The sequence below is a fragment of the Hydrogenophaga sp. genome (assembly GCF_028698005.1).
GTDB lineage: Bacteria > Pseudomonadota > Gammaproteobacteria > Burkholderiales > Burkholderiaceae_C > Hydrogenophaga.
Map to the genome: position 1 here is coordinate 1 of NZ_JAQVEJ010000088.1, position 11,319 is coordinate 11,319.

At 68.8% G+C, this 11,319-nt stretch carries 10 protein-coding genes and 1 pseudogene; 2 read left to right on the forward strand and 9 right to left on the reverse strand.

Going from position 1 to position 11,319, the window contains the following annotated elements:
• The 7 genes and pseudogenes from PHQ87_RS09900 to PHQ87_RS09930 all read right to left on the reverse strand — a co-directional run.
• Positions 1–518, reverse strand: a pseudogene (locus tag PHQ87_RS09900) (phosphoribulokinase); the annotation flags it as partial.
• A 47-nt stretch (positions 519–565) separates the two neighbouring features.
• Entirely contained in the window at positions 566–1,675 is a 1,110-nt protein-coding gene (locus PHQ87_RS09905; RefSeq protein ID WP_300233487.1) for a class 1 fructose-bisphosphatase, read from the reverse strand.
• Between the two features lie 20 nt (positions 1,676–1,695).
• The gene (gene rpe, locus PHQ87_RS09910) at positions 1,696–2,439 is read right to left on the reverse strand and encodes a ribulose-phosphate 3-epimerase (protein ID WP_300233489.1); all 744 of its coding nucleotides are present in this window, start codon (positions 2,437–2,439) and stop codon (positions 1,696–1,698) included.
• Positions 2,436–3,158 (reverse strand): HAD-IA family hydrolase, encoded by a 723-nt coding sequence (locus PHQ87_RS09915; RefSeq protein WP_300233491.1) that lies wholly within the window; start codon positions 3,156–3,158, stop codon positions 2,436–2,438. Before PHQ87_RS09915 ends, rpe begins: the two co-directional genes overlap by 4 nt.
• Positions 3,155–4,114: a CbbX protein gene (cbbX, locus tag PHQ87_RS09920; protein WP_300233493.1), complete on the reverse strand. Its 960-nt coding sequence runs from the start codon at positions 4,112–4,114 to the stop codon at positions 3,155–3,157. The genes PHQ87_RS09915 and cbbX overlap by 4 nt, the downstream gene beginning before the upstream one ends.
• Before the next feature lie 22 nt (positions 4,115–4,136).
• Positions 4,137–4,571: a ribulose bisphosphate carboxylase small subunit gene (locus tag PHQ87_RS09925; protein WP_300233494.1), complete on the reverse strand. Its 435-nt coding sequence runs from the start codon at positions 4,569–4,571 to the stop codon at positions 4,137–4,139.
• A 60-nt stretch (positions 4,572–4,631) separates the two neighbouring features.
• Entirely contained in the window at positions 4,632–6,101 is a 1,470-nt protein-coding gene (locus PHQ87_RS09930) for a form I ribulose bisphosphate carboxylase large subunit (RefSeq protein ID WP_300233495.1), read from the reverse strand.
• Between the two features lie 106 nt (positions 6,102–6,207).
• Between PHQ87_RS09930 and PHQ87_RS09935 the strand changes: the two genes are divergently transcribed.
• Complete coding sequence (locus PHQ87_RS09935) at positions 6,208–7,164, forward strand: LysR family transcriptional regulator (protein ID WP_300233496.1); 957 nt, start codon at positions 6,208–6,210, stop codon at positions 7,162–7,164.
• A gap of 127 nt (positions 7,165–7,291) precedes the next feature.
• Positions 7,292–9,568 carry a PBP1A family penicillin-binding protein gene (locus PHQ87_RS09940; RefSeq protein ID WP_300233497.1) on the forward strand — a complete coding sequence of 759 codons (2,277 nt, stop codon included), beginning with the start codon at positions 7,292–7,294 and terminating at the stop codon, positions 9,566–9,568.
• 44 nt (positions 9,569–9,612) lie between these two features.
• Here the strand turns inward: PHQ87_RS09940 and PHQ87_RS09945 are convergent, their stop codons facing one another.
• Positions 9,613–10,593 (reverse strand): nitronate monooxygenase family protein, encoded by a 981-nt coding sequence (locus PHQ87_RS09945; protein ID WP_300233498.1) that lies wholly within the window; start codon positions 10,591–10,593, stop codon positions 9,613–9,615.
• Positions 10,594–10,624: 31 nt separating this feature from the next.
• On the reverse strand, positions 10,625–11,319 hold a 695-nt coding region (locus PHQ87_RS09950; RefSeq protein WP_300233499.1), incomplete at its 5' end, for an acyl-CoA dehydrogenase.

The window sequence follows — 11,319 nt, forward strand, 5'->3', positions numbered from 1 at the left end:
CGCTGGTGCTTGTCGCGCCAGAGCTTCTGGATCCACTCCAGATTCACCACCGGCACCACGCCGATGCGCAGGTCGGCATGCTGGGCGATGTTGTGTTCCGGCGTGACCACGGCACCGTGCAGGCCTTCGTAGAACAGCATGTCGGTGTCCGGCGGCAGCGGCTCCCAGGCGGTGAAGGTGCCCGGCTCCTGGCCGTAGGGCGCGGCTTCCTCGGCGTTGTGCAGGTACTTGCGCGCGCGGCCCTGGCCGGTCTCGCCATAGTCTCTGAACAGCGCCTCCAGCTCCCCGAACAGGTTGTTGTCGGCGCCGAAGTGGCTGAAGTGCTTGTTGCCCTGCCGCTCGGCTTCCTGCTGGCGCTGCTTCATTTCCTGGCGGTCGTAGCGGTGGAAGCTGTCGCCCTCGATGACGGCGGCCGTCACGCCCTCGCGGCGGAAGATGTTCTGGAAGGTGCGCGTCACCGTGGAGGTGCCGGCGCCGGAGGAGCCGGTGATGGCGATGATGGGGTGGCGTTCGGACATGGCGTGGGGCGGTCGAGAGGCTTGCGGGATGGGTCAGGAGGGGCGCGTCACTGCGCCAGCTCCTCGCGGAATAGGCTGCGCTCGCTGAACAGCGGGTGCGCCAGGTCGACGTGCCTGGGCGCCTCGGCGTGGTAGCGCTCGATGCGCTCGACCTCGTTCTTCGAGCCGAAGACCAGGCCGATGCGCTGGTGCAGGGATTCGGGCTGCACGCCCAGCATCGGCGCACGTCCGGTGCTGGCGCGCCCGCCGGCCTGCTCCATGAGAAAAGCGATGGGGTTGGCCTCGTACAGCAGGCGCAGGCGGCCGGGCTTGGCGGCGTCCTTGGTGTCGCGTGGGTACAGGAACACGCCGCCGCGCATCAAGATGCGGTGCGCCTCGGCCACCAGACTGGCGATCCAGCGCATGTTGAAGTCCTTGCCGCGGGGGCCGCTGCGCCCCGCGAGGCACTCGTCGACGTAGCGCTTGACCGGCGGCTCCCAAAAGCGCGCGTTGGAGGCGTTGATCGCAAACTCCTGCGTGTCGGCGGGCACGCGCACGTCGGGGTGGGTGAGCATGAACTGGCCCAGGTTGGGGTCGAGCGTGAAGCCGGCCACCCCGTTGCCGACACTGAGCATCAGCATGGTGGCCGGTCCATAGAGGGCGTAGCCGGCGGCGAGCTGCTGGCAGCCGGGCTGCAGGAAATCGGCCTCGGTCACGTCGCGGCCGGCATCGATCACCTCCTGCGGCGCGCGCAGCACGCTGAAGATGCTGCCCACGGTGACGTTGACGTCGATGTTGCTCGAACCGTCCAGCGGATCGAACACCAGCAGGTACTTGCCGCGCTGGTGCGGCGCCGGTATCTGGTAGGGCTGCTCCATTTCCTCCGAAGCCATGCCGGCCAGGTGGCCGCCCCACTCGGTCATCTGGGTGAAGTAGGCATTGCTGGCCACGTCCAGGGGCTTTTGCTGCTCGCCCTGCACGTTGACCTGGGTCGCGGTCTCGGCCACGGCGCCCCCCGGGCCGCCGTCGAGCGCGCCGAACGCGACCGAGCGCGCGATCGCCTTGCAGGCCAGCGCCGCGTCGAGCAGCAGCGCGTTGAAGTCGCCACTGGCGTCGGGAAAGCGCCGGCGCTGTTCGATCAGGTACTGGGTGAGGGTGTAGCGGCGCTGCATGGGCATGGCGGGTTCCTGGAGAGTCGTCAAAGGTGTTGCTCGGCGGCGCGGCGCAGCGCGGCCATCACGCCGCGGTAGCCGCCATCGGCGTCGGGGGCGCCGAACACGGCGCTGCCGGCCACGCAGGTGTCGGCCCCGGCGGCCACGATGCGGGCGATGTTGTCCAGCTTCACGCCACCGTCCACCTCCAGCCAGATCGGCTGGCCGCCGGCGGCCTGGTGGGCGTCGATGCGCCGGCGCGCCTCGCGCAGCTTGGGCAGCGTGGCCGGAATGAAGGCCTGGCCGCCGAAGCCGGGGTTCACGCTCATCAGCAGCACCACATCGAGCCTGTCCATCACGTGGTCCATCCAGGCCAGCGGCGTGGCCGGGTTGAGCACGATGCCGGCCTTGCAACCGTGGTCGCGGATGAGCTGCAGCGTGCGGTCCACGTGGCGCGAGGCTTCCGGGTGGAAGGTGATGAGGTTGGCCCCCGCCTTGGCGAACAGCGGCACCAGCGCATCGACCGGTTCGACCATGAGGTGCACGTCGATCGGAATGCCCACGTGCGGGCGGATCGCCTCGCATACCAGCGGCCCGATGGTGAGGTTGGGCACGTAGTGGTGGTCCATCACGTCGAAGTGCACCAGGTCGGCGCCGGCCGCCTCGATCGCGCGCACCTCCTCGCCCAGGCGTGCGAAATCGGCCGAGAGGATGGAGGGCGCGATGCGCACGGGCGCCCCGTCCGCGGCATGGCTGTCGGCGCGAACCGCCGTGGCGCGGCCGATGTTCATGCGCGGCCTCCCGCCTCGGCGTGCCAGGCACGCAAGTGCGCCAGCGACACCCCCGAAAGATCGGGCAACACGCGCAGCGCGCCGGTGAAGTCGTGGTCTGCGGTGAAGCCCGTGGGGGTGACCACGGTGGCCAGACCCGCGGCGCGCGCGGCGGCCAGGCCGTTGGCCGAGTCCTCGAACGCCAGGCAGGCCGCGGCCGGCAGCGCCAGGCGTGCCAGGGTCTGCCGGTAGACCAGGGGATCGGGCTTCTTGCGCGGCGCGGTGCTGGCGTCCTCCACCACGGTGAAGTGGTGCCGCCAGTCGGGCCCGATGGCCTCGCGCAGCAGCGCGGCGATGTTCACGGGCGAGGTGGTGGAGGCGATCGCCAGGCGCAGGCCGGCGCCGCTGGCGGCCTCGATCAGCCTGAGCACGCCCGGGCGCAGTTGCACGGCGCCCTGGCGCACGGCACGCTCGTAGGCCGCGGTCTTCATGTCATGCAGCCGCTCCACGGTGTCGCGCACACCGTGCCCAATGTCGGTCAGGCCGGGCTGCACCTGCCGCCAGTAGTGCAGCATGCGCTCCTTGCCGCCCGAGATATCCAGCAGCCGGGTGTAGAGCGGGCGGTCCCAGCGCCAGTCCAGCCCTTCCTGGGAGAAGGCCTCGTTGAAGGCCGCCATGTGCGCGGCCTCGGTATCGGCCAGCGTGCCGTCCACGTCGAAGATCAGGGCCTCGAGTGTCATGATGCCTGGCCCTCCTCGCCAAACACCCGGCTGGCCAGGATGTCGGCGGCATCGAGGGTGCAAAGATCCTCGGCGGTGAGCTGGCGCTCGCGGTCGGCGAACAGGCGGCTGGCCTGGCGCAGGCGCGCGCGGTCCAGCGCGTTGCGCACGCTGCGCGCGTTGGCGAAATGCGGCTGCGCGATGCGCCGCTCCAGGTAGCGCGCGAAGGCCGCCTGCGCGCCCGCGCCGAAGCGGTAGCTCTGCTGGGCCAGCATCTTCCCGGCGATCTGCATCAGCTCGTCGGCGCCGTAGTCGGGGAAGTCGAGATGGTGCGCGATGCGGCTGCTCATGCCGGGGTTGGACTGGAAGAAGGTGTCCATGCGGTCCTTGTAGCCGGCCAGGATCACCACCAGGTCGTCGCGCTGGTTCTCCATCACCTGCAGCAGGATCTCGATCGACTCCTGGCCGTAGTCGCGCTCGTTCTCGGGGCGGTAGAGGTAGTAGGCCTCGTCGATGAACAGCACGCCGCCCATGGCCTTCTTGAGCACCTCCCGGGTCTTGGGCGCCGTGTGGCCGATGTACTGGCCCACCAGGTCGTCGCGCGTGACCGCCACCAGGTGCCCGCGCCGCACGTAGCCCAGGCGGTGCAGGATCTCGGCCATGCGCAGCGCCACCGTGGTCTTGCCGGTGCCGGGGTTGCCGGTGAAGCACATATGAAGCGGTGGCGCCTGCGACACCAGCCCGAGGTTGGCGCGCAGCTTGTCGATCACCAGCAGCGCCGCGATGTCGCGGATGCGGCCCTTGACCGGCGCCAGGCCCACCAGGTCGCGGTCCAGCTCGGCCAGCACCTGCTCCACCTGCGATTCGGCCAGCACCTCGGCCACGCTGCGCGCCGCGCTCACGGCGGCGGCGGGCGCAGCAGCGGACTCGGCGTCCTGCACGGCGATGCCCGTGATGGCGTAGAGCTGTTGGTTCATGGAAGTCCGCGCCGCAAAGGCATCAATACCGCTCGCCCTCGGGCTTGCCGGTGGTGTAGGACTGCACGGTGTAGCGCATGTGCCGGCCCTGCGCCTCCTGCCGCACCAGGCCGAAGCCGGGCTCGGCCGGCGGGCGGTTGACGATGAAGCTCATGGCGATGCTCTCGATGCCGCGGGTCGAATCGAAGGCCATCAGGCGAATGTAGTGCTCGGGAAAGGCCTTGCGGCAGCCGTGCAGTTCGGCCAGCACGCCGGCGGCATCCTTCAGGTCGAACATCGGCATGCCGTACATCTCCCAGTAGGTGTTGCGCGGGTGCGGATCGTCGGTGTACTCCACGCTCCAGGCGTAGCCTTTGTCCAGGCCGTACTGGATCTGCGCGGTGATCTCCGCGTCGCTCAGGTCGGGCAGGAAGCTGAACTGGCCTTGCGTGAGGCGGCCGGTGGGGTTGGTCATCATGGGGCGGCTCCTGGTGGGTGGCTCGGATGCGTTCGGCGGCAGGCAGGCGGCGGGCGGGCGTCAGCTCACGGCCGGGGTGACGGCGTAGTCGCTGGTGTCGGTGGAGGCGTAGTTGAAGGTGATCTCGCCCCAGGTGTCGAGCGCGGCCTTCAGCGGCCCGCAGTGGCGCGCGGCGGCCTGCAGGATCGCCGGCCCTTCGCGGGCGATGTCCCGGCCCTCGTTGCGCGCCTTGACCATGGCCTCCAGCGCCACGCGGTTGGCCACGGCGCCGGCCTGGATACCCTGCGGGTGGCCGATGGTGCCGCCGCCGAACTGCAGGATCACGTCGTCGCCGAAGAGGTCGATCAACTGGTGCATCTGGCCGGCATGGATACCGCCCGAGGCCACCGGCATGACCTTCTTGGTGTCGGCCCAGTCCATGTCGAAGAACAGGCCGCGCGGCAGGTCGGCCCGGGTGTAGGCGTCGCGGCAAACGTTGTAGTAGCCCTGCACGGTCAGCGGGTCGCCTTCGAGCTTGCCCACTGCCGTGCCGGTGTGCAGGTGGTCGCAGCCGGCCAGGCGCAGCCACTTGGCGATCACGCGAAAGCTCACGCCGTGGTTCTTCTGGCGCGTGTAGGTGCCGTGGCCGGCGCGGTGCATGTGCATAAGCATGTCGTTCCTGCGGCACCAGTTGGCCATGCTCTGGATCGCGGTCCAGCCGATCACCAGGTCGACCATGACGACCACGCTGCCCAGTTCCTTGGCGAACTCGGCCCGCTCGTACATGTCCTCCATCGTGGCCGCGGTGATGTTCAGGTAGCTGCCCTTGACCTCGCCGGTGGCCGCGCTGGCCTTGTTCACGCCGTCCATCACGTACAGGAAGCGGTCGCGCCAGTGCATGAAGGGCTGCGAGTTGATGTTCTCGTCGTCCTTCATGAAGTCCAGGCCGCCCTTGAGGCCCTCGTAGATCACGCGCCCGTAGTTGCGGGCCGACAGGCCCAGCTTGGGCTTGGTGGTGGCGCCCAGCAGCGGCCGGCCGAACTTGTCCAGGCGCTCGCGCTCGACCACCAGGCCGGTGGGCGGGCCCTTGAAGGTCTTGATGTAGGCCACCGGGATGCGCATGTCCTCCAGCCGAACGGCCTTCAGCGGCTTGAAGCTGAAGACGTTGCCGATCAGGCTGGCGGTCAGGTTGGCGATCGAGCCTTCCTCGAACAGGACCAGGTCGTAAGCCACCCAGGCGAAGTACTGACCCGGGTTGCCCGGCACCGGCTCGACGCGGTAGGCCTTGGCGCGGTAGCTGTCGCAGGCGGTCAGACGGTCGGTCCACACCACCGTCCAGGTGGCGGTGCTGGACTCGCCGGCCACCGCGGCGGCGGCCTCCTCGGGCTCCACGCCTTCCTGCGGCGTGATGCGGAACAGGCACAGGATGTCGGTGTCGCGCGGCTCGTAGTCGGGCACCCAGTAGCCCATCTGTCGGTACTTGAGCACGCCAGCGCTGTAGCGCTGCTTGGCGTCGGTGATCGGGGTCGAACCGGAAAGGGCATCGCGCATCGTGGACTCCAGGAAAAGGTGAAAGGCGGGCGTTGGATGCACTGTAGGCTTCATCGAAAAGAAAGTAAATTCACGATTTCTTGGAAATCAGTTAAGGAATTACTGAATGAAAAACGCCACCTTCCGGCAGTTGCGGGTGTTCAGCGAGGTGGCCCGCCACATGAGCTTCGCCCGCGCCGCGCAGGCCATGCACCTCACACCGCCGGCGGTCACCATGCAGATCAAGGAACTGGAGAGCCATGTGGGCATGCCGCTGTTCGAGCGCCATGGCCGCCGCGTTTCACTCACCACGGTGGGCGAATACATGCTGGTCTACGCGCGCAAGGTGCTGGCCACGCTGAAAGACGCCGAAGACGCCGCCGCACGGCTGCAAAAGCTCGAAACCGGCACGCTCGTGATCGGCATGGTCAGCACCGCCAAGTACTTTCTGCCACACCTGCTGGCAGCCTTCCGCCGCGAGCACGAAGGCATCGACATCCGCCTGGCGGTCGGCAACCGGGAGCAACTGGTGAAGATGCTGCACGCCAACGAGGTGGACATCGCCATCATGGGCCGCCCCCCCAGGGAACTGGCCACCCGGGCCGAACCTTTCGCGGCACATCCCCATGTCTGCATCGCCCCGGTGAACCACCCCCTGGCACTGGCGGGCCACCTGCCGCCGGCCATGCTGCAGGGGCATGACTTCATCGTCCGCGAGCCGGGCTCGGGCACCCGCGTCGCGCTGGAGCAGTTCCTGCACGACGCGCATGTCGAGCTGCGCGTGACGATGGAAATGGCCAGCAACGAGACCATCAAACAGGCCGTCATGGCCGGCATGGGCCTGAGCTTCCTGTCCTTGCACACCATCGCCCTGGAGCTGGACAACCGGCTCATCGCCGTGCTCGACATCGCCGGCATGCCCATCGTGCGCGCGTGGAATGTGGTGCACACCCAGTCCAAGCTGCTGTCGCCCGCGGCCGAAGCCTTCCGCTACTTCATGCTCGAGCGCGCGGAGGCCTATCTGGCAGAGCATTTCCCGTGGCCCTCACCCGTGCCCGCGACCGGGGCCGGTCTTTCCACCTGACCCCCCTGTCGGGCAAACGCCGGTAAAATCGTGGCCGTCGCCCGCAGGCGAGCCACCCGGGCGCCGGCCGACATGCCGTTACACGGAATGCCCATCCGCTTCACACAAGCCGGTCACAATCGCACCCATGGTCCTGCCTAGCCAGCGGGCAGCCGGCCTCGTGCTGGGCCTGCTCCTCGTCTCCTCCGTCGCCGTCACGCCCACGGTGGCCGGCACCTTCGACCTGCCGCCGATCGACCGCGTCGTTCATTACCAGCCCAAGCTGCCGCTGAAGGTGCTCACGGCCGACGGGCTGGACATCGCCCAGTTCGGCACCGAGCGGCGCGAGTACGTGCCGCTGGACGAGATCCCCAAACTGCTGCAGGACGCGGTGCTGGCGGTGGAGGATGCACGCTTTCGCGAGCACAGCGGTGTCGACCCCAAGGGCATGGCGCGCGCCGTGGTGGCCGCCCTCACCGGTGGCCGCCGCCAGGGTGCGTCCACCATCACCCAGCAACTGGTGCGGACCATGCTGCTGACGCGCGAATTCAGCGTCGAGCGCAAGGCCAAGGAGATCATCCTGGCGCTCAAGGTCGAGGAGCAACTGTCCAAGGACCGCATCCTCGAGATCTACCTCAACGAGATCTTCCTCGGCCAGCGCGCCTACGGCTTTGCCGCCGCCGCGCGCACCTACTTCGGCAAGCCCATGGACCAGCTCAGCATCGCCGAAACCGCCATGCTCGCCGGCCTGCCGCAGAACCCCTACTACGCCAACCCCGTGGCCAACATGCAGCGCGCCATCCAGCGCCAGCGCGTGGTGCTGCAGCGCATGCGCACCGTGGGGGTCATCAACGACGCGCAACTGGCCGCCGCCCGGGCCGAGAAGATACGGCTCAAGCCCGCGCGCGAGCGCACTGTCCCCGCCGCCCACGTGGCCGAGATGGCCCGTCGCGCCGTGGTCGAGCGCTTCGGCACCGAGGCCTACTCCGCCGGCATCCGCGTCTACACCTCGCTGCATTCGGCCGACCAGCGCGCCGCCAACGAGGCCGTGCAAAAGGGCGTGCTGGCACAGGATCGCCGCCACCCCTGGCGTGGCCCGGAAGACCATGAAGATCTGCCCAACCACAACGGCCCCGACCTCGAGGCCGCGGCGGCGCAGGCGCTCAAGCCGCACAGCGACGATGAGACGCTGCGCGTGGCCATCGTCCTGGCCGCCAACCCGAAGGAAGTGACGGCCCAACTGGCCTCCGGCGAGCGTGTGGTGATCCAGGGCGAGGGCCTCAAGTGGGCTGCCCCGGGCCTGTCCCCCCAGGCCAAGCCCGAACTGAAAATCCGCCGTGGCGCCATCCTGCGCCTCGTGCACAGCGGCAAGACCTGGGCCATCTCGCAATGGCCCGAGGCCGAGGCCGCGCTCGTCTCGATGGACACGAAGACCGGCCGCGTGCGCGCGCTGGTGGGCGGCTTCGATTTCGGCCGCCAACCCTTCAACCACGTGACGCAGGGCTGGCGCCAGCCCGGCTCCGCCATCAAGCCACTGCTGTACTCGGCCGCGCTGGAGCAGCGCATCATGCCCGGCACGCTGGTGGACGACACACCGTTCACCGCCGCCAACGGCTGGAGCCCGTCCAACAGCTACGGCCCCGGCGAGGGCGCGATCACGGTGCGTCAGGCGCTGGCCAAGTCGAGCAACCTGGTCAGCATCCGCGCGCTGCAGCACGCAGGCGTGTCCCCTGCCCGCCAATGGCTCGGCCGCTTCGGCCTGGACGTCACCCGCCAGCCCGACAACCTCACGCTCGCGCTGGGTACCGGACTCGTCACGCCGATGCAGATGCTGCGTGCGTTCTCCACGCTGGCCAACGGCGGCTGGTCGATCGACCCGGTCGTGATCGAGAAGATCGTCAACGCGCAGGGCGAGGTCCTGTTCGAGGCGCCGCCGCCCGCACCCCTCGGCGAAGAGCAGCGCGCCATCCCGGCGCGCAACGCCTGGCTGGTCAACGACATGCTGGCCGAGGTCACACGCAGCGGCACCGCCGCGCGCGCCCAGAGCGCGATCCGCCGCCCCGACCTGTATGGCAAGACCGGCACCACCGACGACGTGGTGGATGCCTGGTTCGCGGGCTTCCAGCCCAGCCTGGCCGCCGTGGTCTGGATGGGGCACGACAAGCCGCGCAGCCTGGGCGACCACAGCTCGGCCACCCGCCTGGCCCTGCCCATCTGGATCGACTACATGCAGGCCGCGCTGAAGAACGTGCCCGTCGCGGACGCGCCTGCGCTGCCCGAAGGACTGGTCCGGCGCGACGAGGACTGGATCTACAGCGAATGGCAGCAGGGTGGCGCCGTCGCCTACATCAGCGATGGCCAGGGTGCGCAGTACACCGAACCGCCCTCGTTCTTCGATACCCTGCGCGAACTCTTCCGTCAGTGAACCGGCCCGCACCCGGCTGACGCCGGGCGGTCGGCGTTGTCAGCTCAGCCCGCGCACAGCCGGGCCTTGGCCTCGGCATATTCGCGCCGCAGGCGCCCCACGAGTTCGGCCGCCGGCACCACCTCGCGGATCACGCCGATGCCCTGACCGCAGCCCCAGATGTCGCGCCAGGCCTTGGCCGCGTTCGCGCCCTCGCCGGTGCTGAAATTCATCTTGCTCGGGTCGCTTTGCGGCAGGTTGTCCGGGTCCATGCCGGCATTGCGGATGGAGCCCTTGAGGTAATTGCCGTGCACGCCGGTGTAGAAGTTGCTGTAGACGATGTCGTCGGAGTTGCTCTCGACGATCATCTGCTTGTAGCCATCCACCGCCCGCGCCTCGTCGGTGGCGATGAAGGGCGAGCCGATGTAGGCGAAGTCGGCACCCATGGCCTGGGCCGCCAGGATGGCGCCGCCCGTGGCGATGGCACCCGACAGGGCCACCGGGCCATCGAACCACTCGCGGATCTCCTGCACCATGGCGAACGGGCTCTTGGTGCTGGCGTGACCGCCCGCGCCCGCCGCCACCGGAATCAGGCCATCGGCGCCCTTTTCGATCGCCTTGCGGGCAAAGGTGTTGTTGATGACGTCGTGCATCACCACACCACCCCAGCCGTGCACGGCCTGGTTCACGTCCTCGCGCGCGCCCAGGCTGGTGATGATGATGGGCACCTTGTACTTGGCACACAGCTCGATGTCGTGCTCGAGCCGGTCATTGCTCTTGTGCACGATCTGGTTGATGGCGAACGGCGCCGCCTTGTGGTCGGGGTTGGCCCTGTCGTGCGCGGCCAGCGCCTCGGTGATCTCGGCCAGCCACTCGTCCAGTTGCGAGGCCGGCCGCGCGTTGAGCGCCGGCATCGCCCCCACCACCCCCGCCTTGCACTGGGCAATGACCAGCTTGGGATTGCTGATGATGAACAGCGGCGAACCGATCACCGGGAACGGCAGGTTCTGCAGCACCGGGGGCAGTTGGCGGGGGCGTTGGGTCATGGAGTCTCCAGAAAGCGGGTCGGAATGAACGTCAGAAGGCCTCGGCCGGCAGAGCCGTCACGGCATCCGCGCCGTCCACGATCGCATCGCGCACGCCGGGGGCACGGCTGAGGATGTGGTCGGCATAGAAGCGGGCCGTCGTGATCTTCGCCTGCATGAAGGGCACGTCCTGTCCCTTGGCGGACAGCTCCTCGGCCACCAGCAGCGCACGGCCCAGTTGCCAGCCGGCCATCAGGTTGCCCGCCAGCATCAGGTAGGGCACGCTGCCCGCAAAGGCGGCGTTCGGATTGGCCCTGGCGTAGGCCACCATGAAGTCCACCACGTCGTTGAAGGCCTCGCGCGCCGCTTTCAGCCGCCGGGCAACAGCGCGGGCATTCGCGCCACCCTGGGCCATCAGCTCGGCCTCGGTCTTCTCGATCTGCGCAGCGATGGCCTTGGCGCTGGTGCCGCCGTCACGCACCGTCTTGCGGCCCACCAGATCGTTGGACTGGATCGCGGTCGTGCCCTCGTAGATGGTCAGGATCTTGGCATCGCGGTAGTACTGCGCCGCGCCGGTCTCCTCGATGAAACCCATGCCGCCATGCACCTGCACGCCCAGACTGGTGATCTCCAGGCTCATCTCGGTGCTGTAGCCCTTGACCAGCGGCACCAGGAATTCGTAGAACGTGGCATTTTGCTTGCGCACGTCGGCATCCGGATGGTGGTGCGCCGCATCGTAGGCTGCGG

Excerpts from the sequence above, each read along its gene's own strand:
- PHQ87_RS09940 (WP_300233497.1), top strand. The coding sequence starts at position 7,292 with ATGGTCCTGCCTAGCCAGCGGGCAGCCGGCCTCGTGCTGGGCCTGCTC.
- PHQ87_RS09935 (WP_300233496.1), top strand. The coding sequence starts at position 6,208 with ATGAAAAACGCCACCTTCCGGCAGTTGCGGGTGTTCAGCGAGGTGGCC.
- cbbX (WP_300233493.1), bottom strand. The coding sequence starts at position 4,114 with ATGAACCAACAGCTCTACGCCATCACGGGCATCGCCGTGCAGGACGCC.
- PHQ87_RS09925 (WP_300233494.1), bottom strand. The coding sequence starts at position 4,571 with ATGATGACCAACCCCACCGGCCGCCTCACGCAAGGCCAGTTCAGCTTC.
- PHQ87_RS09915 (WP_300233491.1), bottom strand. The coding sequence starts at position 3,158 with ATGACACTCGAGGCCCTGATCTTCGACGTGGACGGCACGCTGGCCGAT.
- rpe (WP_300233489.1), bottom strand. The coding sequence starts at position 2,439 with ATGAACATCGGCCGCGCCACGGCGGTTCGCGCCGACAGCCATGCCGCG.
- PHQ87_RS09945 (WP_300233498.1), bottom strand. The coding sequence starts at position 10,593 with ATGACCCAACGCCCCCGCCAACTGCCCCCGGTGCTGCAGAACCTGCCG.
- PHQ87_RS09905 (WP_300233487.1), bottom strand. The coding sequence starts at position 1,675 with ATGCCCATGCAGCGCCGCTACACCCTCACCCAGTACCTGATCGAACAG.
- PHQ87_RS09930 (WP_300233495.1), bottom strand. The coding sequence starts at position 6,101 with ATGCGCGATGCCCTTTCCGGTTCGACCCCGATCACCGACGCCAAGCAG.